The following is a 21,607-nucleotide window of genomic DNA, read 5'->3' on the forward strand; positions in this document are numbered from 1 at the left end:
GACGATTAAAAAGTGTGAAGGCGATCCTGACTATAAAGTTAACTGCATATCACAGGCCTATAAGTATTTGTTTTGTAGGCAAAAAACTATTTTTAATTTTTAACAAAATGTTCACGATCTCGCCCTGCAAAACCGGTGAGTCCATAGTGAAGGATGCGCCAATCACAGAGGGAAGAACTGGTGACCCTAGCGACCCCATCAAGGAGTTTACCCCGCAGCAATTCATTAATCACTTTGGCAAGGCATATCAGGTCAGTCAGCAGATCCAGAAAAACCCAGAGCAATGGGATAACTACCTCGTACAGACAGGGATGAAGCCACCAGTTGACCACAAGGGATTCAGGAGTGCGGTATCAAAAATCAACGCAGACACGGCAAAGGCTATCAGCCAAATCCGGCGCAGTGATATGACCGAGCAGGATAAGCAGGTCGCAATTAAAGAAGAACGAGTGGCCGCAGAGACACAGATCAGCGACACCAAAGAAATATTTGATATGGGTGGTAAAAAGGCTGACGCTCCCGGTGCTGGAGCTGATACTGGATCAAGGCTACCTGAGCAAGTAAATGGGTGGGTTGGTGGTGATAAGAGAAAGCAGAGCTTTATTGACTCAGCAGTGAGTCGCGGCTTTGACTTTTCCACTTATACACCCGAGCAGCTTGAAAATGAATACCAGTCCATCATCAAGACGCAACGCCAGCGGTCGGCTTACGAGGCGATAATGGGTGGCGGGAAGCAGTGATTATAACCACCGCTGCTGGTTGAACATTTAGCCTGCCAGCGTTAGCATCTCTCCATACTCGGCCAATCTGTTCATTGGCCAGCACTCACCATATCAAGCCCTGATCGGTTCTCCGGTCGGGGCTTTTCTTTTGCAAAAAATCCGAGGATATCATGGCGGAAACCAACGAATTCGATGCCTACTGGGATGACAAGCTCAGCCAGCGTAACCTTGAGGTGGGGGGCATCGATGTCGCCAAAGGGATCGCTGGTGCTGCGGTAAAGGGGACCGGCTCTCTGATCTCGAATCTAAGTGCTGGCGACATTGCTCGCGGAGCCCGTGGTCTTGTTGATCCAACGATGAACAAGGTTGAAGAGGGTGGGGTCATTGATACTGCCCTGACTTGGTTGAATGACACTTTCGACCCAGAAGGTAAAGAGCGCCAGCGGGTTTCCGAGCGGGTAAAAGAGCTGCAGGACAGCGGGTCTCTGCCGAAAGGTGATGGTCAAAATAAGGATCTGACTGTAGCGGCGCTGCCAGGTTTATCTGCGCTTGCTGAGCCATTGAAGGGAGCGGAAGTTATTGGTGACATTGCAGACAAAGCGATAAAGCCGACAGCAAAGTTTATTGGTGAGCCCATCAAGGAGGTTGGTCAGGGAATCATTGAATCAACCTCACCAGATATGCAGGAGGCAATGAGCAACCCAGAGCTCTTCAAGGGTGGCCAGCTTGGGCGAGGGGCCGGGGACCCGGCAGCATGGGCAGGCGTTGCGGCGCAAGCTGTCGGTTCGCTAATACCGACTGTGGCCACGGCCGCTATCACCAAGAATCCAACCGCTGGCCTTGGTGTTGGCATGGGGATGTCAGTGGGCCAGGCCGGTGATGGCGCTTATGAAACGGCTATCAATAGCAACCCAATGGATTTGATCGACTCGCCAATCTTTGTTGGGGAATTGAAGAAGGTCAGCCAAGACCCAGAATTTGCCGAGCTTGATGGGGCCGCAAAGGTCGAAGAGGCGCAGCGACGATACGCAGAACTGTCGTCAAGCATGGCGAAGTCAAAGCCGGAGACCATTGCTGCCGCTGCGATGGGGACCATGCTTGGTGACGCAACCATCGTGAAGACAATGCTTGGTTCAGGTGCTGGCGGTGCTGTCCGTGGCATGCTGAAAGGGGCCGCAACCGAAGCTCCTGGTGAATTTGGTGAGGAATGGCTGCATCGGTATGTAGGCAACACCACTCAGAACCAGATGGCAAGTAAGCAGTTGGTGGAGCCAATGGCCGGCACCTTGGACGCTGGTCTACATGGCGCGGCGGGTGGTGTCATGGCCGGGGGCGCGATGGGCGGCGCTGCTGCAAAATTTGCCAAAGTGCTGCATGCCAATAAGGATAACCTGACGCCGGAGCAGGCTGTTGAGGTTGTTGAGCGATCTATGAAAAATCGCGGTGTTGATGATGCCACTGCAAGACAAGTAGCAGAGCAAGCTGCCAGTATGATGGCCAACCCCGATCTAGACGCTGCCGTGGATGGCCTGGCCGATCCGCCGCAAGCAAGCAGCGATCAAAACCCACTCGGCCCCAGCGCCAGCCAGTTTGACGAGCTGCGTGATGTGCCGGCCTACCTGCGCCGCGACGATACCGCAGAGCGGTTCAAAGGCATGGCTGCCGATAGCGAGGTGCAGCGCGCCCTGGCTGGTGAGTTTGGCCAGTCAGTGCAGGAGCTGGTTGCCTCCCAGATGCAGGCTGGCGATCAGGGCAAGAGCCTTTATGAGCGAGCTCAGGCTGGCGAGCTCGGGCTTGACCCGTTCGCGGGTAACAAGAGTGCCCAGCAAGTGGCCATGGAGAACCAGCGCCTAGCCCTGCCGCTCAAGGATGTGATCTTTGCAGGTGACGCCAATGCCAAGCCCAAGGGAGAGGCGTTGGCTGCACCAGGGGATCACGATGATCATCAGGCCGGTCCCGGCCCGCAGTTTCGTGGCACAGAGCGCACCCGGTGGCAGAGCGGGCAGGAAGGCGACCTGCTTCCGCCAGAGCGTGATCCGCGGTATTACGCTGCCGAGGCACTGCCCGGAGCCACTATAGAGGGTGAAGGGCGCGAGGTGGGCAGCGAGTTGCCATTTCGTGATGTGATCTACGGGGCTGACCAGCGCCAGCAAGAGGCGAGGCCGTCTCCCACCCGAGCGCAGCAGCAGGCCGATGATCGCCCCATGATAGGTAAGTCAGACACCATCTTTGCCGCTGGCACGCCGGGCGCTGACCCGCGCAACAGCGCTTACACCCCGCCGCGCCTGTCCCGCGATCAGGTTGACAGCACCCTGGGGGAGGAGTCCATTCGGGATCCGCGCAGCCCGGTCGCGCAGTCCATCGCCAAGGCTGGCAGCGCCACAGATAGCGTGTTTGGCCCGCTCAGGACCCTTCGCATTACCCGCAAAGGCAAGCCGTTCGCCAGCGAGAAAGAGGCTGCCATGGCCAGCCGCAAGGGCAAGGAAATCCCGGTCCCCCTCAATGGCGGTGGCTTTGGCGTGGCCGAGATAGCCGAAGTGGAGCAGGTGAGGACCGAACAGCCCACCCCCAGCCAGCCCCAACAACTCGCACCGGCCGTCGATACCGGCTACCGGGATGTTATCCCTTCCAGCGAACAATCCGAGGTGACCCATGGCCAGCCTACCCCGATACCTGCAATCAGCAGTGAGCGACCAGGTGATCAGCCTGGAGCAGGCGATCCGGTTGCAACAGGTGTTGGACAAACCCCTGCCGAACTCGCGGAGCGAGCTGGACCCGGAGATCCGGCAGATGGCGCTTCTCTTGCACCTGTACCTGTCACCCAACCAGGAGAGGAAAATGCACTGACAGCCCCGGCACCTGCCGGGGTTGCTGTATCTGAAGAGGTGCAACCTGAGCAAGCTCGCACGACTGCCGGGCCAGCGGCGGCACCGACACCATGGTCGGGGATGATCGATAACCCTGACGGCACCATCACCCTGGAAGGGGAAGTGGCGGCCCTCAAGTCGTGGGCGAAGGATAACGGCGTGAAGGCGATCCCGGGCAAGGGTGGCCTGGTAGTGTCCACGACTTCGGTAGCGAAGGTGCGACAGCTCACCACGCCTGCCACCAGTGAACCGGTGCGGCAGATTGAAGCGGCCCGCGCCGAGATAGCGCCGGAGCCCACCGAAGCACAGAAGGAAGCGGGGAACTACAAGAAGGGGCACATCAAGCTGCAGGGGCTGGATATTGCGCTCGAGAACCCCAAAGGCTCCACCAGATCCGGTACCGATCAGGATGGCAAGGCATGGCAGTCAACCATGACCCATGACTACGGCTACATTAAACGCACCCTGGGGGCGGACGGAGATCATGTCGATGTGTTCATCGGTGACAAGCCGGATAGCGAGACGGTCTATGTGGTGGACCAGGTTGACCCCAAAACCGGCAAGTTTGACGAACACAAGGTGATGATGGGCTTTTCCGATGAGCAGGCCGCCCGGGAAGGCTACCTTGGCAACTACGAGGCGGGCTGGAAAGGACTGGGTGCCATCAAGGCGATGCCGGTGGAATCGTTCAAGCGCTGGGTGAAGGAGGGGGACACCACCAAACCAGCCGACTCCATGGAGAGTGAGCCTGTTGATGCCAACGCGTTGGCCGATGAGGAAGCTATCGCGGTTGCGGATGAGTTGGGCATCGAGCATGGGGATAACCCTGATGATGCGCGCTGGGGGCTGGACGGCATCAAGGCTGATGTGCTGGCCGCTGCCGTTGGCCGGGTACGCAACCCTGGCGAGCCGGTAGCCATCAAGCGGCCGCTCGATAACCCCAACATTGTGGCAGCACCTCCCATGGAGGGCGACCCCGTCACTCGCGCCAAGAAAGTACGGATGTCCCAGCAGCGGGAAGGAGGTTATGAAGGGCTATCGGTTGACGAAGCGACGCGGATCGTGGACGATTTTCTGGCGGACTTTAACGGAAACATTCCGCTGAAGCCGTTTATCAGGGAGAAGGTCAGTGAAATCTACCGAAACGTCGCCGACGATTCCGATACCGCCAGAACCACCAAGGGTGCCTATCACCCCTCCGCCGACCTCTTCACCGTCGTCGCAGGAAATGCCAGAGGGACCGTTTCTGGATCTCCCGCTCTTCGTTTGCAGAAGGGACGACTACGAGAATCAGTGGAGTTGGGAGCGAAAGCGGACCTCCTCAAAACTTTACGCCATGAGTTGCTGGGTCACTACGGCCTGGACACGTTTGCGCCAGAAGATAAGCGGGCTCTGCTCCAGAAGCTGATCGCAGCACAAAAGGAGCCGTGGCTTGCCCCCGCTTGGAGGCATGCCAGCAATCTGGGTGACCAGCTCGATGCGATCAAGGAGCACGAGCGGGAACTGGCGGTCGCTGAAGAGGCGTTTGCCCGCCTCGCCGAGCGGGAACTGCCTTCTCGCGCCATCCAGACCTGGAACGATATCAAGGCCACCTTCTCCCGCCTGCTGCGCAAGATCGGTTTGGTCAAGGGCCCTATCAAGGAGCACGAGCTCGACAGCCTGATCCGGGCCGTGAGCAAGGGCATTCGCAAGGGTGAGCGCACCCGCCAGAACATCCGCGGTGATAAGGAGGTGATCGGCAAACAAGCCGATGAGCCAGCCAAGGATGACAAGCCCGAGCGCATCATCCGCTTCTCAAAGCAGGCAATGGCACAAGGGGACAAGCCGGCTAAGCACCTGACCCGTAAAGAGGCTGAGCTGGTTTCCCATGGTTGGTTCAAGCAGTACCGGGGGGCGAGCGGCATCAAGGTGCAGATCCACGCCACCCAAGCAGAGCTTGAAGGGGCCCTGGGGCTGGATGCCAAGGACGGATTGATCCGTCGCGCGGCGTTTGACGACGATGCAGGCACCCTGCACGTGGCTGCCGACACCATCTCCGACCCCAAGCGGATGCGCGAGATCCTGCGCCATGAGGTGCTGGCCCACTATGGCCTGGCCAATGTCCTGGGTGACGGGGAATACACCAAGCTGATGAGCCGCCTCATCCAGTCCCAGAAGGACCACAGCATGAAGCCGGTGTGGGACTGGGTGAACACCCATTACGCCGATGAGGACATCGGCACCCAAGCCGAGGAAGTGGTGGCCCACCTCGCCGAACTGGAACAGGGGGCTTGGGGCCGTGGCTGGGATCAGGTGGTAGCCTGGGTCACCCGGGCGCTGCGTGCGGTCGGCTTTGTACCTGATGGCATTACCGCCGCGGAGACCCGCTCCCTCATCGAAGGGTTGGGCAAGAAGCTCAAGCGTTCCGGGCCGGATGATAATGGTCCGGACGGCGACAAGAAATTCAGCCAGGAGGTAGATCTTCCAACAGAAATAAGCCAAGACTCGGTTGGAAAAACCCTTGATGTTAGCGGAGTGGAGAGACCGACCATAAACCATGATGGGCAGCCAATCCACCAAACCGAGGAGGGGCTTCGCAACTTCTGGCGTTGGTTTGGGAATAGCCTGATGCGAGATGGTGCGGGCAATCCAGTTGTTGTTTATCACGCAACAGAATCAGATATTACTGCGTTTAATACGCGTGATGCGGTCGAGAATCAATCGTTCTATTATGGTGAAGATAATGGTAGAGAAAAAGACGCCGGGGGATTTTTCTTTACCCCCGACAAGACACTCGCCAACGATTACGCCGAAAATCGACCTAATGCCAACATCATTCCCGTCTACCTGAAATTGAATAATCCAGTCTATCTGGACGAGATGAGCCTCGAAGAGCAAGGTAATTATCTGCGCGAGGCCAGAGCGAATGGGCATGATGGTGCCATCATTGGTGATGGCCTCGAATACGTAGTTTTTACCCCTGAGCAAATTAAATCTGCCATCGGAAACAATGGCGAATATTCCAAGTCCAACCCGGATGTCCGCTTTAGCCAAACCAATACCGCAGCCGACGACTCTAAAACTCTTGAGCAATCCATCAAGCAAAAGGCGGTCTACCAAGCCGGAGCTGCTCTTAGCTCAGTAAAAAACTGGCTCAAGCAGGGGCGACCGTTGATGCTTGGGACCTTGACCGACCTGCAGATTGACCAAGTTTACCGAGATATCACGGGCGGGGCTGTATCCCAGTATCAGCGCTTGCGCACCCAGATGGAGGCTGATCGCAACGACATTCTGCTGGATGCAGAAACCCGGATAGACCCTCTGTGGGATGCGCTCGGCAAGCAGGAGAAGGCAGATCTTTCCAACCTGATGCACGATGCCACCATGGCCCGTTTGCACCCTGACAAGTCACTGGATGAAAACAGCTACTACCAGGAGGCAAAGCAGAAGCTGGAGCGGGCCAAGAAGCCGGAGACGCGCGCGGCCTATGAAGCGGAGCTTCACATCATCGAGCGCAATCACTCCGAGCTGGCCCGCCAGTATCAAGCCTTGACCCCCAAGGCCAAGGCGCTGTACGACACCATGCAGGACACCTACACCAAGCAATGGGAATCCCTGCGTGGTGCGATTGAGCAGCGACTGGAGGATTTGCTGGGTGTAAACCAAGGGCGTGCCATGGCTGCCGAGATGCGCCAGAAGATGGAGCACGCCCTGCAGCATGGCCCTTACTTCCCGCTGACCCGCTACGGCGACTACGTGGTTAAGGCTCGCAAGGGGGACGAGTACGTCCGCGAGCACTTTGAGCGACGAGCCGACGCCGAACAGGCGGTTAAGCAGTACCAGCGTGACGGTTACAACGCGGTGATGACGGTCAAAGAGGAGGGCGGTGGCGATAGCGCCAACGCGAACCAGCTCGGCATGGAGATGCTGAGCTTCCTCGATAGCGCCGATGGGGTCAGTAAGAGCGCCTTGAAAGACGAGATATGGCAGGCGATGCTGCGCATGATGCCGGATGCCTCCTACGCCAAGCATGCCATTCACCGACGTCGGGTGAAGGGGGCCAGCCGAGATGCACACCGAGCCTACCTCAACAGCGTCTACCACTATGCCCGCCACGTATCCAAGATCCGCTATGGCCACAAGATGCAGGGGGAGCTGGACAAGCTGAGCGAGCAGATCCGGGCTGGTGTCGCTGGTGAGCCAAGCAGCCTCAAGCCAGAAGACCTGGAGATCGCTCAGCAGGTGCTCAATGAGATGAACAAGCGCCATGACCTGAACATGAACCCGACCGGCAAGGCGTGGGCGGGTTCTGCCGGTAATATCGGCTTTCTCTACTACATCGGCCCATCGGTTGCCTCTGCTGTGGTCAACATGACCCAGAACTTCACCGTGATGCTGCCCCAGCTGGGAGCCAAATATGGTTTTGCGAAGTCTGCTGCCGCCATGACCCAGGCGCTGGGGGATTATGTGAAGCACGGTAAATTCAAGGCTGGCACTACCGAAGCGTGGCACTCACTGACGCGCTCTACCACGTTGCCAGCGGATGAGCGGGCCATCCTGGATAGGCTTTACCGTGCAGGGGCGCTGGATCTCACCCAGGCGCACAGCATTGCTGCCAAGGCTGACACTGACCAGCAAGATGCCAAGCCGATGGGGAAACGCTGGCGCCGAGCCATGCGCTGGGCGGGGGCCACCTTCCACAACGCCGAGGTGCTCAACCGTGAGGTGGCGGCCCTGGCCGCCTACCGTTTGCTCAAGCAGGCGGAGCCGACGCTCAATGGCCAGCAATACGCTGACCGGGTGGCTGAAATGGTGTATGACGGCCACGGCAACTACGCCGCCAGCAACCGACCACGCTACATGCGCAACGACATCACCAAGGTGCTGACCCAGTTCAAGATCTACAGCCAGATGATGACCTACGTTCTTTACTCCAATGCAATCAAAGCAGCCAAAGCTGGGTCGTTGAAGGCTTGGAAGAAGGGAGTGCTTGGCAAGGAGCTGACGCAAGATGACCTCAGAGCGATTGCCGATGGCAAGCTTGCAGCCAAGACCCTTGGTGGCGTGCTCGCCACCCACTGGGTGATGGCGGGGGTGATGGGATTGCCAACTCCACTGACCTTTGCCGCCTACGCGATAGCGGCAGGGCTAGACGACGATGATGACCGCAGCGGTGAAGCGTCATTCCGCCTGGCACTGACCGAGGCGCTCGGGCCCCGCGCCGGGGAGCTGCTAGCCAAAGGGCCGATGGATGCCTTGACCAACCTCAGCATTGCCGGCCGCACCGGGCTGGGCGATCTGTGGTGGCGTAGCCCCAAGGAGGGCACCGAAGGGGACGATCTGGCATGGCACGCTGTTCAGCAACTGCTGGGCCCGGTTGCCGGGATTGGCATCAACCTGGCGCGGGGCACAGGGCAGATGACGGATGGCCATATTCAGCGCGGGCTGGAAACCATGTTGCCGAAGTCGATTCGCGACGTTGCCAAGTCCTATCGCCAAGCGACAGAGGGGGAGCAGACCATCAAAGGCGACATCATCATGGATGATGTTGCGACCTGGAACGTCGCCATGCAGGGGCTGGGTTTCGGTAGCGCCCAAATGGCCAAGAATTACGACGCCCGCGAATACATCAAGGGCAAGGAGAAGCGCATCGCGGATAAGCGCTCCCAGTTGTTGACCGACTATTACATGGCCCGCAAAAGCGGTGAGATGGACGAGGTGCAAGAGGTACTGGAGCGCATCAAGATGTTCAATGCCATCCACCACCCTCACGAGCGCATCACCGGCAAGAGCTTGGCGTTGTCCTTTAAGTCAAAGCTTCGTAGCAACGAGCGCACTCAGGGTGGGGTATACCTCAATCGCAACCGCGAATACCTGAGAGAGGAGGGGCGCTTCGCAGATTGATGGGGAATGGCGGCCGCCTGATAAAAAGGGAATCAGGCGGTTTTTTGCTCTTCTAACCAAAGCGCGTAAAGGATATCGGCAAACCACTCTTCTGGCAGCTCGCCGAGCACAAGGTCAACCATTGCATCTGCCAGCTTCTCGTTATCTCTTTCAATCTCGAAGTCGTTGAGGGAGAGATACTCAAGGCAGACCGCGAGCCCGGTGCGCTTGTTAGCATCTGAAAAGGCGTGAGCGGTACCGATGGCCATTGCGTACTTTGCAGCGATGAGAAACACATCGTTTAGCCCGCTGTAGGCGATGGCATTGTCGATGCGGCCAAGCGCCCCCTCCAATAACGCGATGCTGGCAGGACCCTGATGACCAGGCGACGCACCAAGAATGTAGTGGTTAATCTCCAGCACCCGAGCGGGAGGAAACTGGATGATGTCCATTACATGTCAGCCAAACGGGTGAAGGTTTTTTCGTGGGTTTTCAGTGTCAGCTTGGTTTCAGACTTGATGATCTGGCGACCCTCTTCACCGTCCAGGCACAGGTTCTTTTCAGCTTTGATCTGCGGCCGATTCTGCACTTGTGGCAATCCATATTTGTTGCTGACGGTGTTGTCTTTCATGCTGTGGCTACCTCTTGATGTCGCATGGTGAGACTTTACCATAAATGGTAAATCGACAACCGGTGGGATGTCCAATTCCGTTGCGCGGCCCTGGCTGACCCCCAGTGACAGATGTAAGCTGGGGGTATTTTCAGGGAGCGAGTTATGACGGTGAGAGAGTGTGTCGAAGGAATTCAAGAGGCGCTATGGTTTCTGGCTGGCCGCATTATGGAGGGGGTGGCAATGGGGTTTATCATCGCCTGCCTGATCGGTAGCACAGACACCTTCTTGGGGGTGTGGATCATCACCGGCGCCATGTTCGCGATGTTTGGGCGGCACTGGAGGGGGTGAACTACCTTCCTCTGAGCAATGAAAACAACCCTACGACGCCAAAGGCAGAAAATAACGCCACACCAGGCAATGCAGCTGCAAGTGATGCAATCCAGTGCCAGCCAAGGCCATGAAGAGCACCAAAGAATACGGCAATGGGTATTATCGGGGCCATTCTAAAGAGCAATATTACGACCATCGCTAGAGTGGCGTAACCATACCCAATAAAATATGAAATGCCAATAAACCCCAAGTATAGGTAAGCAATGGAGGCTAGCAGAATGCCACTCATAGTCAAAGCTGGCGCTATTGATATAACTGCGCCCACTAGATTCTTCACCATGGTCGTCATTTTTCGAGCCAAATAAATAGTGATGATAGCCAACGCAGATATACCTACTATTTGAGAAGGTAGGGCTTTATTGTTTGGTGCCAGCAGTTCACAAATGTATGAGGTTGCCAACGTAAATAGCACTAGCGTAGCTATAAATGCGATGCCAAACAAACACCCGTACATATTTGCCTTTGCCTCGATGGCGTCGGCATCATACTGCTCTTTGCTATAGCACGGCAGCGCTGACTCATCTTTTTTTATCTCAATGATATTGCGGATTTTGTGTTTCCTGGCGTTCCTTTTTTGATACGTGTTATCACCAACGAAATCCTTATGCGGCTCCACTCGTGATCTCCATCACAAAATCAAATAGGGTTTAACAGCACGACTTAGTCGATGCTGTTCAACGTGCTCTAACAGGCCATCCCACTCTTCCTGCAAAGTTGAGTACAATAGTTGACCACTGGTACTCCAAAGATCCGGGGATGCTTTGATGGTTTCCCAGATTCTGAGCTCGTCGTAATCCAGGAGGTCAGGGCGAGCCATAGCAAGATTAGCCAAGCGAACCGACTCATCGGTTGACCATAACCTATCAATCACTTCTAAAAAGCTATCGCCGCGCTCGATATCGAAGATGGCTTCAGCACCGGCGCGTTCAACAGCCCACTCAATCACCCCTGTAATCGTCCGCTTCTGATGTCTTGCCATTAGATCAATCAGGTACTTAGAGCGCGGATCTAGCCTCAATGAGAGGTTAACGCTAGTAGTGTTCTTCTTTGATTTTTTCTCGATAGCCATAACTGGTCCTAATGTGCCGATTGGGATAGTCATCAGCATTTTTCAATGGCGACAAGTATTTACCATGCAGCGCATGAGAGTCAAAGCGCTTCGTTTCACATATGGTATTGAAAAATCATTGCATGCGGTGATTTGTTGGATTATCTTCATCATGTCGAAACGACAACCAAGAGAGGAAGAAGGTGGAGAGCGAGAAGAAAAAACCAATACAGATACGCATGACGCCAGCGATGATCGCGGAGTATAGCGAGAATGCAGACCAACATTTCAGGACGCTGGCAGCAGAGGTGATGTACAGACTGGCGGTACTGGATGCACTGGTAAAAAGGGGAGAGGTAAACCTGAATGAGTTCAAGTTTTAGCAGAAAGAATTCGGCCAAGACGGGTGGAGCCGCCAAGGCCGAGGGATGTAAACCTAACCAGCAAAGTAAGGACTACGGTATGACTATACATCAATCGGATAGACAAACGAAAGTCAATGCCATCGTTATCGAGAGCCATTCTATCGCAGTGAAGGCTGACGGCATGTACTGCCTCAACGATCTACACAAGGCCGCTATGGCGTTGGGTAAGGCGACCGAGAGCCAGCGTCCGGGGGCATTCTTTGATGCAGAAACAAACCGAGAGTTTGCCCGTGTCGTTTCAGAAAGTGCAGGTATCGCTGCATTTAAATCTATAAAGGGCCGCAACGGTGGCACCTGGGCTGTCGAGTTGGTAGCCATGAAATATGCCGGCTGGATCGATGCCTCATTTGAAGTGCAGGTCTATGCCGCAGCTCAAGCCCTGCGCCACGGCGACATTGAAAAGGCGGTTGAGCTCTCGGGTAGCAAGGCAGCCAAGGCGGCGCTGGATGACATGCGGTTAGCCAAGGCTGTCACGTTGCGCGCTCAGGCGCTCGATCAGCAGATCAAGAATGCTCAGGCAATTTGTAATCTGCTCCCCCACCTGAGCGATGTGTCTCGCCAAACCATTACCGCATCACTGGTTAACCCAGTGGCGGGCGCTGACATCATTCCGCTGCCATTGCTCACTGAGCATTACTACACAGCCACGGAGGTGGGCGACCGCTACGGCATCAGTGCCAACAAGGTGGGCCGCCTCGCCAATGAGCACGGCTTGAAAACCGAGCAATACGGCAAGGTGTTTCTCGACAAATCGCCAAACTCGCCCAAGCAGGTGGAGTCGTTCCGCTACAACGACGCAGGCATGAAGGCCATTGGCGAGATCATCACACTGCTGGAAGTTGGGGGTGCGGCATGAACCTTCATCAGCAAACCAAAGTTTTGGCAGGGCCGCAGAATGACGGCGGCAGCCTGATCATGAAGTCTTTCGAGAACTACCAGATCCGCATCATCACCGACGAACAGGGCGAGCCTTGGTTTGTGGCCAGCGATGTTGCCGCCGTACTGGGGTATGCGCAAACCAACAACATGAACAAGCTGATTGATGAAGATGACAAGAACAAGAGGGTGCTCCAAATTGGAGGAAACTATGTCAATCAATCACTTATAAATGAGTCAGGCCTCTATCAAGCCATCTTCGGCAGCACGAAATTAGAAGCCAAACGCTTTAAACGCTGGGTCACCTCCGAAGTGCTGCCGAGCATTCGCAAGATAGGCAGCTATGGCGCACCGGCCGCCAACCTGCCTGACTTCAGCAACCCGGCCGCCGCTGCTCGCGCTTGGGCTGAGGAGTACGAGCGCGGTCAGGTGCTGGCTATTGAGAACAAGCAACAGCAATCGCAGATCGACTCACTCGAGAGCCTATTCCGCCAGGGTATGACCATCCCACAGTTCTGCAAGATGCTCAACGGCGTCAACTCTCAGCAGGTGTGCGCCTATTTTGAAGATCGCGGCTGGTTGTACAACGAAAGCCGTTCCGGCAAGCGCTGGCGCGCCGCATCTTACGCCCGTGACACCTACCTCACCGAGGAGCAGCATGAGCAGAAGCGGCATGGTTTCGACCCCTTCATCTATTTCACGCCTGTGTTGTTGCAGAAGGTGGCGGTACGGATCTATCAGATCTACCTGAAAGGTGAGCTCCCCATGAAGAAGGATTGGGACGGTCTGTTCACCCAGGACAAAGTGATCAAGGGGGCCGCATGAGCAGCCAGCCTATTTACCCAGTTTTTAGATTCAGAGATAGCGTCAGTGACGGTGAGAAGGAAAGACGCCTGTCGGGGTTTCGTGATGCCATGCAATCTGTGTCACTGGCTCTCAGCATGAGTGAAAGCCCCCCAATTGTTTTGAGTGCGGCAAGAACAACGCTGGCTGCTGCGTACCTGTTATTCAACGGTAGGGCATTCAACAATGGCACTGTCAGTAAGCTGCTCACACTGGAGGATATTGAGTGGACAATGAGCTGCACGCTCGAAGCTGAGTTTTATGGCGAGGGCGGAAGTAAAATCACTGCGTCTAAACTGACAGAGCTGTACATGTGCCTGACTGTAATTGATGACCACACATGCTGGCTTTCAGAGGCCGGGATTGGGGTGATGGATGACCTGATGATGAGTACCCTTGGCGTGACATTTGTGATGCCAGACTTCGTCACCGAGTTCATGGGAGGTCTGCAATGAGCGCCGCCCAACTGCAGGTTGAGTTGAATGCCCTGCTGGGGGAATTGGAGGTTATCGACCTCTGTCCTCAGGATCGCAGGGCGCTTGTTGACAGGATCCAGCGCATGATGCCTGACAAGGCTGACTGATACTGATGGGGCTGCGGCCCCATTTTTAATACCCAAATCAGTCCGAAAATGATAAATTCAAGAAGTTTACTGTATGTGTATACAGTGTTTCACAGTCGAGAGACTGGGAGAGCAAGGGGGAAATCGGATGGAATCACTACTAAGCGAACTGGAAGAGTTTGTTGAGACGCTGGACCTGGCGCCTGAGGAGGAGAGCAAGATCGCGCGCATTCTGGAAAAACTACGCGATGAAGCCACCGTGTCAGCGTGATGCGGAAGGATTCGGATTGGCCCGCCACTGTGCGGGCTTTTCTATGCCTGGATGGCAGAAAAGAAAAAAGCCTGCATTTCTGCAGGCTTTCTTGCTCTTGGATCACCAGTGGATCATTTCGATTCCAGTTTTGGTCCAGTCACTGTCGCTATGTTTTTGCTAAGTGGCTGTTTTTTCTTGGTTTGTCCTGTCAGTGTCCTAGTTAAATTGGTGGAGCTGGGGGGATTTGAACCCCCGTCCAAAATTACTACATCCTCGGTACTACATGCTTAGTCACTCTTTACATTCGCCAACACGCTGCGGAGAGACACGCCACGCATTGACTAGCTCGATTGGTTTTAATGCTTCCGCCCCGAGCAGGACTTCCACACGATCCTGTGAAGGATGACCTTCCATTTCCCTAGGACACAGGCAAGCTAGGGGAGAAGGGCTCAGCGCAGGTTATTAAGCTGCGAGTGCGTAGTTTTCGTCGTTTGCGACTATTTTTTTGCGGTTTATTAACGAGGCCTACCGCACCTCGGCATGCACCTTGGGTTTCGTGAATCTTGTCGAATCCAGAATCAGCCCCAAGTTGTCAAAAGGGATTGTACGCAAAAATCCTGTCATGGCAAGGCGTTGATGGCAATCGACCGGCCTTGGCCGGTCGATTGCTGGTTTATTGGTCGCCGCAGGGGGCCGGCGGCGCACAATCAACCGCGGTGCTTGTTCTTCATGATGCGGGCCTTCTCACGGTCCCATTCCCGTGCCTTGGTGTCTTCCCGCTTGTCGTGCTCTTTCTTGCCTTTCACCAGGCCGATCTCGACCTTGACCCAGCACGCTTTCCAGTAGAGGGCCAGCGGCACTATGGTGTAGCCCTGACGAGCGGTCAGGCTCTCGAGCTTGTCGAGTTCACGGCGACTGAGCAGCAATTTGCGGGTGCGGGTCGGATCGCATACCACGTGGCTGGAGGCGGCGTTCAGCGGCAGGAAGCTGGAGCCGAACAGGAAGGCTTCCCCCTGCATGAAGATGACATAGGCTTCGCTGATGTTGGCCTTGCCCGCCCGCAGGGACTTCACTTCCCACCCTTGCAGGGACAGACCGGCTTCCACGCGCTCTTCGATGAAGTACTCGTGACGGGCGGTTCTGTTGAGTGCAATGGTGCTGGACCCGGCTTTGTTTTTACTGTTCTTTTTGCTCATGACGGGGGCCTTAGGCAATGTTTAGGAAGGCGCATTATACGTGGGTGGCGGCGGCTGTAAAACGCACAGCGCTCCGAGTGGCGGCTTTGTGAGCAGTTCGATGACGATTTTGAGGGAAGGGCGGGGCGAGAGCAGGCCACACTGGCCGGAAAGTGTGCGATTGCCCTGCTTGGTGACCCGCGAACAGTTTCGGCGGTGATTTTGGCTGACAAGGTGATAAAATCGGGCCGATTGGATGAGGAAAACCCATGCCCCGTATTACTCGCAGTGCCCTGGTGATGTTCAGCGCGGAACAGATGTTCCGGCTGGTCAATGATGTTGATGCCTATCCTGAGTTCCTGCCCGGCTGTGTCGGCAGCCGTGTTCACGAGTCAGGTGAAGACTACATGATGGCCTCGGTCGATGTGGCCAAGGCAGGTATCGCCAAGACCTTTACCACGCGCAACCAGCTCGATGCCAATCGCACCATCAAGATGGAGCTGGTGGAGGGGCCTTTCAGCAAGCTGGCGGGATGGTGGACCTTCACGCCCCTGGACGTGGATGCCTGCAAGGTGGAGTTCGATCTCGACTTCGAGTTCACCTCCAAGCTCATTGAGCTGGCCTTTGGCCAGATCTTCCGCGAGCTGGTGAGCTCCATGGTGCTCGCCTTCTCCAATCGTGCCAAGGTGGTTTACGGTGTCTGAGCTCCTCAATATCGAAGTGGCCTATGCCCTGCCCGAGCGGCAGACGGTGCTGTGCATCAGGGTCTCGCCAGAGACCAGTGTGCTGGCGGCCATCGAACAGTCCGGCATCCTGCAAAAGCACCCGGAGATCGACCTGTCGGTCAACAAGTTCGGTATCTACAGCCGTCCGGTCAAGGGCGCAGAGCCGGTGCAGGAGGGGGATCGCATCGAGATCTACCGCCCTCTCATCGCCGACCCCAAGGAGATGCGCAAGAAACGTGCGGAAAAAGCCAAGGAAGAGGGGCGCGCCGATGTGGTCACCGGCGGGCGACCCGATGTGCACCGCAAGCGAGACGATGCCGGCACCTGACGGGTGATGGGCTGTGACAAGGGGCGCCGTGGCGCCCCTTTGTGATCGTCTCGCCCGGCGCGGGGCATCACAGGGTGAGCAGGCGCTCGTTTTCCACCGTCTCTATTCCGCTCTCCTGGATGGCAAGGCGCGCCATGGCGTGCGCCACCTGGCTGGCCTCGATGGCACGCCAGCGGCGCAGCGACCCGCGCAGCAGGGGCTTTACCAGCGGATAGATGGCCTGGATGATCTGCTCCGAACGGCGCGCAGGTTCGCGATGGCCGAGCAGCATGGCCGGGCGCAGGATGACGAGCCGCTGCCACTCCTGGGCCAGCAGAGCCTGCTCCATCTCGCCCTTGGTGCGGGGATAGAGGGCAGGAGAACCCGGGTTGGCGCCCAGACTGGAGATCACCAGCAGGCGGCGGCAGCCGTGACGACGGGCGAGCGCGGCAAAGGCCAGCACATAGTCGAGATCGACCCGGCGAAATGCCTCGGCCGAGCCGGCATCCTTGCGGGTGGTGCCAAGGCAGCAGAAGGCAATGTCCACAGGGGAGGGCAGCGTCAATCTGTCCAGCGCGTCGAACGAGGTGGGCAGCCAGGTGCGTCCCGGAACGGGGTCGCCCGGTTTGCGGCAGAGCAGGAGGAGGTCGTGCTCCGTTCCCAGCTCGCGCAGCAAGGCTTTGCCAATCAGACCGGTGGCGCCGGCAATCAGGAATCGACTCATGATGATCTCCTCGGGGCAATGAGGCATCCAGAGTGTGGCCCGGCGACATCACCGGGGCCAGAGAGAACAAAACCGGCAGAAGCCGGTTTTGTAATGTCATCTAGAGCGGTGTGGTGAAGGCGGCAGGGAGAGGGAAATCACCGGTCACGGTGGCCAGTCTGTCACCCACGAAGTTGAGGGTCAGCTCCTTGCGCTCCTTGTCGCCCCGACCGGGCTGGAACTCATAGAGGTAGTACCAGGTGTTGGGGTCAAAGCTGTCGCGCAACATGGGAGAACCCAGCACGAACTCGACCTGTTCGCGGGTCATGCCCTGGCGCAGTTTGTCGACCTGCTTTTGTTCCACATAGTTGCCCTGGGGAATATCGATGCGATAGACCAGGCTGCAACCGGACAGGGTGAGGGCGGTCAGGGCCGCGGCAATCAGGTGTTTCATCCGCATATCGGGTTCAGATCATCCATACAGTCTTTTTAGCTCGGCAAATCATACCCACTCCCCGTGCGGAAGTAAAAAGCCATTGATCCATCAGCCAATAAAAAGGGCCGCGTGGCGGCCCTGGCAGATCTTGCCCCCTTACATGGCGGCGCGGAAGATGGCGACGATCTCCGCGTGAGTCGCCTGCCTGGGGTTGGTGAGACCACAGGCATCCTTGAGCGCATTGGTGGCCAGCACGTCGAGGTCGTCGGCCCTGACCCCGAGCTGCTCCAGACCGGCGGGGATCTTGACGTCGCGAGCCAGTTGCCGGATGGCGTCAATGGCTGCCGCCGCACCCTGCTCATCGCTCATGGCGCTCACATCCACCCCCATATGACGGGCCACATCCTTGAGCCGGCCGGCGCACACCCGGGTGTTGTAGGCCTGGACATGGGGCAGCAGCACCGCATTGCACACCCCGTGGGGCAGGTCGTAGAAGCCGCCGAGCTGGTGAGCCATGGCGTGCACATAGCCCAGGCTTGCGTTGTTGAAGGCCATGCCGGCCAGGAACTGGGCATAGGCCATCTGCTCGCGGGCATGGAGATCCTCCCCCTGATGCACGGCGGTGCGAAGGTGTTCGGCAATCAGTGCGATGGCCATCACGGCGCTGGCATCGGTGACCGGGGTAGCGGCGGTGGAGACATAGGCCTCGATGGCGTGGGTCAGGGCATCCATGCCGGTGGCGGCGGTGAGGCCGGCGGGCTTGGCCAGCATCAGTTCCGGGTCGTTGACCGACATCAGCGGCGTGACGTGCTTGTCGATGATGGCCATTTTCACCTGACGGGATTCGTCGGTAATGATGCAAAAACGGGTCATCTCGGAGGCGGTGCCGGCGGTGGTATTGATGGCGATGAGCGGCAACTGCGGCTTGGCGGAGCGATCCACCCCCTCGTAATCCTTGATGTTGCCCCCATTGGCGGCCACCAGGGCGATGCCCTTGGCGCAGTCGTGGGGTGAGCCGCCGCCGAGCGAAATGACGCAGTCGCAGCCGTGGGCCCGGATCATCGCAAGACCCGCCTCGACGTTGGTCACGGTGGGATTGGGTCTGGTCTCGTCGAACACCACGGCACCGATGCCGTGCTCGGCCAGGAGGGCGGCAAGCCGGCCCACCACGCCAATCTGGCCCAGGATCTTGTCGGTGATGTAACCAGTCACCAAGAATGAAAAACCCGGGAGCACCTGAAAACAAGTGGGATCTCGTGGGAGAAGCCCAGACAGGGCATGGGTTACAGGTCAATCTGGGTCAAGCGCGGGCCAAAATGTGAAAATGAAAAAAAGCGGGGTCGATCTGGGGTCTGTGACGGCAAAAATGAAAGATGAGAGTAGGTTTTAAAAATCTGCCAGCTTGCGTTGAACAACCTGTTTAAACAGCGAGGCGATAGGCTGCAATTTTACATCTGGTTGGCCTGCTAACTCTGATGTGGCACTGTTTAACGCTTGGCTTCGTGACGCAACGTCAAAGAGGCCATCCGGCCAAGCCAGCAACTCGCTAGTGCTGGAAACAGGGGGCTATGGGGGGGAATTGAGGTTCTTTTCTATAGCCAAAAAAAGAATCAACGCTTCCTTTTCTTGGTGGTACTTTCCTTTGGGATCCGATTCACCCATCCAATTGATATTAAATGATTATTTATCAATCTATTACTCCTTTCCAGTGGTTTAAGTCTCAAAGGGAAAGAACCTGATCACGAATAAATGATGAATATAAATGCATTCTTGAGGCTAAATTACGCGCATGCGTAAACTGTCGTTGTGCGTGACTTCGGCTTCGGGTTATACTCATCTTCGGTGCTCAAAACACCCTCTATCAGCGGTTTCCGCGCCCGTCAGACTTGCGGTTTTTTTGTGCCTGAAATTTGAGGCGCAAACGGTTTACATGGTCGGGAGTGCGGCTAATACAACACTCTTGCAAAAGAGAAATATGCCCGCCGTCTGATAGCGGTTTTGAGCTCCCGACCACCCTCTCAAAAAGGGTCAACTCAAAATGTCTATCAGGAGGCCCACCATGGCCGCTACAACCCTTTCCACCGCCATCCAAGTAAATGACGCGATTGCATCTGTAGTCGTGACCGCGTTTGCTCAAGAAAAAAACCTAGCTGATCTGATTGACTTAAACTCCTCGGCATCTCACGTGCTAGAACTAGCCATTTCAGAGCTGGATGCGCTATCACCGGCTGAGCGCCGAGTCTTGGTTTTCTCACTGAACCTCGTGAAGGATATCGCTATGGCCAAAGCTGTGACCATAGCGGGCACATCAAATAACAACTGAAAACATTCCCAGCATTGTTGCTGAGAATGTTTTAGGACGTGAATTCATGGGAAGAACAAGAGAGCAAGCTTGGCTTTATATGAAAAGCGTAAAGACATTTACCTCAGCAGAGCTTGCTCTCGCTGTTGGTATGGCTATGCACAAATCTTACTTAATGGTTTCCCGCTATAGGGCTAAAGGCTATATCACCCAGACCGGTGGAAGTGGACATTGGATTGACCCATTTTTCTACACGGCGAATCAGAAAGCTAACCCCCGATTTGGTAAAGGAAATCGGAGCGGAATAGCGACAAAGCGTAGGCCTCGCCGCAGAGAAAAATCAAAACAGCAAAAGATGTGGAACGCCATGAAAATAGAGCGCTTCTTCACAACTACGGATCTATGTATTACAACTGGTGCAAGTACGCGACATGCTTACCGATACGTAGTTAAGTTGGAAAGGGCAGGTTATTTGCGAGCGGTGTTTAAAGTTAACATTAAAATTGCTGGTGCGATTAGCCGCTACACATTAATCAGAGATACTGGTTCCATGAGTCCGATAATCAGGGACGATGGTGTATGGGACCAAAATGAGCAAAGGCTATATTCTTTCGTGAGCTAGTTAAAGGCCGCCAGTAGGTGGCCTTTTCATTGCGCTTTCATAGCTCTTTATAAGCCACCATAAACAATATTATGGCCCAGTATCTTTATCATGTCATAAAGACATAATGAGGTGCGACATGAGCAAACATACTTTGGTAGAGCTTTTTGATGCGACGATTGATGTTGCTCCTGAATCAATTATGTTATCCGCACCTGATTCTATCAGGGAAATTTATGATGCCATGGTGCTCTCGTTGAAGGATACCAAGATATGGAACCCGTTGAACATCAGGCGGATTTTTGGGGCTATATTGGTTATCTGTAGCGAATTTGGTGGTGTAAATCTTTATATTCCCTTTATAAAAAACAGTAAGGTCCGGGATAGATTTATTTTGTCTGTAATTAATATGGTTGATGCAGGTAAGGAGTTATCTGGCTCGTTGGTTATTGAGGCACTAAAAGAAGCTGCACCAGAAAGAAATGTCACATCTGGTACAAATTGGTCAGATGATTTTTCCAGGCTGATATCCGCCGCTCATGGCTTCTTGATAAGTCAAAAACCTGCATGCTCTAACACTGAAGTGAAAGAGATACTCAAGTTGATTTTTGAGGTGCTGCTAAACACTTGCTCTGGGCGGGTCTTCTATATCTCCTCATGTAAAGGCTTGATAAGCGCTATGCGCAAGCAAGCTATCTGGAAAGAATTTAATGGTTCTAAGGAAGGTGCGAATAAGTCATATGGCACGAGAGCATTTACTGGTAACCCATTGATATTAAATGACTAAAATTTTCATTTTTTGTTCTTGGGATACTTGTTCGCACTTTCCCTAACGTGCGAGAGTTATCGGCTCGGTACGGCCTCTCGATACCGACCGTTTATGGTCTCTTGAAAGAT

General features: G+C 55.6%; 22 protein-coding genes and 1 other RNA gene. 14 read left to right on the forward strand and 9 right to left on the reverse strand.

Translation table 11 applies throughout. The annotated features are described in order from the left end of the window. Both C3418_RS01440 and C3418_RS24625 read left to right on the forward strand, forming a co-directional pair. Positions 1-740, forward strand: a 740-nt coding sequence (locus tag C3418_RS01440) for a hypothetical protein (protein WP_219812682.1), incomplete at its 5' end; no start/stop codon positions are given. A gap of 152 nt (positions 741-892) precedes the next feature. Beyond that, the gene (locus tag C3418_RS24625; protein ID WP_258039726.1) at positions 893-9,472 is read left to right on the forward strand and encodes a PLxRFG domain-containing protein; all 8,580 of its coding nucleotides are present in this window, start codon (positions 893-895) and stop codon (positions 9,470-9,472) included. Positions 9,473-9,504: 32 nt separating this feature from the next. On the opposite strand, the gene C3418_RS01460 is transcribed toward C3418_RS24625, so the two are convergent. Next, a complete protein-coding gene (locus tag C3418_RS01460; protein ID WP_103857864.1) occupies positions 9,505-9,903 on the reverse strand; it encodes a type II toxin-antitoxin system death-on-curing family toxin in 399 nt (132 codons plus the stop codon). Beyond that, on the reverse strand, positions 9,903-10,082 hold the full coding sequence (locus C3418_RS01465) for a hypothetical protein (protein ID WP_103857865.1): 180 nt from the start codon (positions 10,080-10,082) through the stop codon (positions 9,903-9,905). The genes C3418_RS01460 and C3418_RS01465 overlap by 1 nt, the downstream gene beginning before the upstream one ends. A gap of 144 nt (positions 10,083-10,226) precedes the next feature. Here C3418_RS01465 and C3418_RS01470 point away from each other — a divergent pair, with 144 nt between their 5' ends. Continuing rightward, positions 10,227-10,412, forward strand: a complete 186-nt coding sequence (locus tag C3418_RS01470) for a hypothetical protein (RefSeq protein ID WP_103857866.1) — start codon at positions 10,227-10,229, stop codon at positions 10,410-10,412. 1 nt (position 10,413) lies between these two features. Here C3418_RS01470 and C3418_RS01475 read toward each other — a convergent pair whose 3' ends face one another. After that, a complete protein-coding gene (locus C3418_RS01475; RefSeq protein ID WP_103857867.1) occupies positions 10,414-11,070 on the reverse strand; it encodes a hypothetical protein in 657 nt (218 codons plus the stop codon). A gap of 12 nt (positions 11,071-11,082) precedes the next feature. Beyond that, the gene (locus C3418_RS01480; RefSeq protein ID WP_146054086.1) at positions 11,083-11,523 is read right to left on the reverse strand and encodes a hypothetical protein; all 441 of its coding nucleotides are present in this window, start codon (positions 11,521-11,523) and stop codon (positions 11,083-11,085) included. A gap of 182 nt (positions 11,524-11,705) precedes the next feature. On the opposite strand from C3418_RS01480, the gene C3418_RS01485 reads away from it, so the two are divergent. The 6 genes from C3418_RS01485 (at position 11,706) to C3418_RS24635 (ending at position 14,479) form a co-directional block, all read left to right on the forward strand. Continuing rightward, positions 11,706-11,885, forward strand: coding sequence for a hypothetical protein (locus C3418_RS01485; protein WP_103857869.1), 180 nt, complete (start codon positions 11,706-11,708; stop codon positions 11,883-11,885). Between the two features lie 79 nt (positions 11,886-11,964). Continuing rightward, entirely contained in the window at positions 11,965-12,783 is an 819-nt protein-coding gene (locus C3418_RS01490) for a KilA-N domain-containing protein (RefSeq protein WP_181023051.1), read from the forward strand. Continuing rightward, entirely contained in the window at positions 12,780-13,628 is an 849-nt protein-coding gene (locus C3418_RS01495) for a BRO family protein (RefSeq protein WP_103857871.1), read from the forward strand. The genes C3418_RS01490 and C3418_RS01495 overlap by 4 nt, the downstream gene beginning before the upstream one ends. Next, the gene (locus C3418_RS01500; protein WP_103857872.1) at positions 13,625-14,101 is read left to right on the forward strand and encodes a hypothetical protein; all 477 of its coding nucleotides are present in this window, start codon (positions 13,625-13,627) and stop codon (positions 14,099-14,101) included. The genes C3418_RS01495 and C3418_RS01500 overlap by 4 nt, the downstream gene beginning before the upstream one ends. Next, the gene (locus C3418_RS24630) at positions 14,098-14,229 is read left to right on the forward strand and encodes a hypothetical protein (RefSeq protein WP_258039729.1); all 132 of its coding nucleotides are present in this window, start codon (positions 14,098-14,100) and stop codon (positions 14,227-14,229) included. Before C3418_RS01500 ends, C3418_RS24630 begins: the two co-directional genes overlap by 4 nt. A 127-nt stretch (positions 14,230-14,356) precedes the next feature. Then, positions 14,357-14,479, forward strand: coding sequence for a hypothetical protein (locus C3418_RS24635; protein WP_258039730.1), 123 nt, complete (start codon positions 14,357-14,359; stop codon positions 14,477-14,479). Positions 14,480-14,687: 208 nt separating this feature from the next. Here the strand turns inward: C3418_RS24635 and ssrA are convergent. After that, positions 14,688-15,047: a transfer-messenger RNA gene (ssrA, locus tag C3418_RS01505) on the reverse strand. A gap of 121 nt (positions 15,048-15,168) precedes the next feature. Beyond that, positions 15,169-15,657, reverse strand: a complete 489-nt coding sequence (gene smpB / locus C3418_RS01510) for an SsrA-binding protein SmpB (protein ID WP_010673973.1) — start codon at positions 15,655-15,657, stop codon at positions 15,169-15,171. Positions 15,658-15,905: 248 nt separating this feature from the next. Between smpB and C3418_RS01515 the strand changes: the two genes are divergently transcribed. Then, entirely contained in the window at positions 15,906-16,340 is a 435-nt protein-coding gene (locus C3418_RS01515; RefSeq protein ID WP_010673974.1) for an SRPBCC family protein, read from the forward strand. After that, entirely contained in the window at positions 16,333-16,689 is a 357-nt protein-coding gene (locus C3418_RS01520) for an RnfH family protein (protein WP_010673975.1), read from the forward strand. The genes C3418_RS01515 and C3418_RS01520 overlap by 8 nt, the downstream gene beginning before the upstream one ends. Positions 16,690-16,756: 67 nt before the next feature. Here C3418_RS01520 and C3418_RS01525 read toward each other — a convergent pair whose 3' ends face one another. The 3 genes from C3418_RS01525 to yiaY all read right to left on the reverse strand — a co-directional run bounded on the left by C3418_RS01525 (position 16,757) and on the right by yiaY (position 19,043). Next, positions 16,757-17,392 carry an NAD-dependent epimerase/dehydratase family protein gene (locus tag C3418_RS01525; protein WP_010673976.1) on the reverse strand — a complete coding sequence of 212 codons (636 nt, stop codon included), beginning with the start codon at positions 17,390-17,392 and terminating at the stop codon, positions 16,757-16,759. 100 nt (positions 17,393-17,492) lie between these two features. Then, positions 17,493-17,831 carry an outer membrane protein assembly factor BamE gene (locus tag C3418_RS01530; RefSeq protein ID WP_029314185.1) on the reverse strand — a complete coding sequence of 113 codons (339 nt, stop codon included), beginning with the start codon at positions 17,829-17,831 and terminating at the stop codon, positions 17,493-17,495. A gap of 132 nt (positions 17,832-17,963) precedes the next feature. Beyond that, positions 17,964-19,043, reverse strand: coding sequence for an L-threonine dehydrogenase (gene yiaY, locus C3418_RS01535; RefSeq protein WP_258039731.1), 1,080 nt, complete (start codon positions 19,041-19,043; stop codon positions 17,964-17,966). A gap of 823 nt (positions 19,044-19,866) precedes the next feature. Here yiaY and C3418_RS24015 point away from each other — a divergent pair. The 3 genes from C3418_RS24015 (at position 19,867) to C3418_RS01545 (ending at position 21,497) form a co-directional block, all read left to right on the forward strand. Then, positions 19,867-20,130, forward strand: coding sequence for a hypothetical protein (locus C3418_RS24015; protein WP_010673304.1), 264 nt, complete (start codon positions 19,867-19,869; stop codon positions 20,128-20,130). Between the two features lie 46 nt (positions 20,131-20,176). Beyond that, complete coding sequence (locus tag C3418_RS24020; RefSeq protein WP_139700642.1) at positions 20,177-20,731, forward strand: hypothetical protein; 555 nt, start codon at positions 20,177-20,179, stop codon at positions 20,729-20,731. A 118-nt stretch (positions 20,732-20,849) separates the two neighbouring features. Next, on the forward strand, positions 20,850-21,497 hold the full coding sequence (locus C3418_RS01545; RefSeq protein WP_103857873.1) for a hypothetical protein: 648 nt from the start codon (positions 20,850-20,852) through the stop codon (positions 21,495-21,497). The last annotated feature ends 110 nt before the right edge of the window (positions 21,498-21,607 follow it).

Origin of the sequence: Aeromonas sp. ASNIH8, from assembly GCF_002919855.1 — a bacterium.
GTDB classification, from domain to species: domain Bacteria; phylum Pseudomonadota; class Gammaproteobacteria; order Enterobacterales; family Aeromonadaceae; genus Aeromonas; species Aeromonas caviae.

Coding starts and splice junctions, on each gene's coding strand:
- C3418_RS24625 (WP_258039726.1), top strand. CDS start 893: ATGGCGGAAACCAACGAATTCGATGCCTACTGGGATGACAAGCTCAGC.
- C3418_RS01460 (WP_103857864.1), bottom strand. CDS start 9,903: ATGGACATCATCCAGTTTCCTCCCGCTCGGGTGCTGGAGATTAACCAC.
- C3418_RS01465 (WP_103857865.1), bottom strand. CDS start 10,082: ATGAAAGACAACACCGTCAGCAACAAATATGGATTGCCACAAGTGCAG.
- C3418_RS01470 (WP_103857866.1), top strand. CDS start 10,227: ATGACGGTGAGAGAGTGTGTCGAAGGAATTCAAGAGGCGCTATGGTTT.
- C3418_RS01480 (WP_146054086.1), bottom strand. CDS start 11,523: ATGGCTATCGAGAAAAAATCAAAGAAGAACACTACTAGCGTTAACCTC.
- C3418_RS01490 (WP_181023051.1), top strand. CDS start 11,965: ATGACTATACATCAATCGGATAGACAAACGAAAGTCAATGCCATCGTT.
- C3418_RS01495 (WP_103857871.1), top strand. CDS start 12,780: ATGAACCTTCATCAGCAAACCAAAGTTTTGGCAGGGCCGCAGAATGAC.
- C3418_RS01500 (WP_103857872.1), top strand. CDS start 13,625: ATGAGCAGCCAGCCTATTTACCCAGTTTTTAGATTCAGAGATAGCGTC.
- C3418_RS24630 (WP_258039729.1), top strand. CDS start 14,098: ATGAGCGCCGCCCAACTGCAGGTTGAGTTGAATGCCCTGCTGGGGGAA.
- C3418_RS24635 (WP_258039730.1), top strand. CDS start 14,357: ATGGAATCACTACTAAGCGAACTGGAAGAGTTTGTTGAGACGCTGGAC.
- smpB (WP_010673973.1), bottom strand. CDS start 15,657: ATGAGCAAAAAGAACAGTAAAAACAAAGCCGGGTCCAGCACCATTGCA.
- C3418_RS01515 (WP_010673974.1), top strand. CDS start 15,906: ATGCCCCGTATTACTCGCAGTGCCCTGGTGATGTTCAGCGCGGAACAG.
- C3418_RS01525 (WP_010673976.1), bottom strand. CDS start 17,392: ATGAGTCGATTCCTGATTGCCGGCGCCACCGGTCTGATTGGCAAAGCC.
- C3418_RS01530 (WP_029314185.1), bottom strand. CDS start 17,831: ATGCGGATGAAACACCTGATTGCCGCGGCCCTGACCGCCCTCACCCTG.
- C3418_RS24015 (WP_010673304.1), top strand. CDS start 19,867: ATGGCCGCTACAACCCTTTCCACCGCCATCCAAGTAAATGACGCGATT.
- C3418_RS24020 (WP_139700642.1), top strand. CDS start 20,177: ATGGGAAGAACAAGAGAGCAAGCTTGGCTTTATATGAAAAGCGTAAAG.
- C3418_RS01545 (WP_103857873.1), top strand. CDS start 20,850: ATGAGCAAACATACTTTGGTAGAGCTTTTTGATGCGACGATTGATGTT.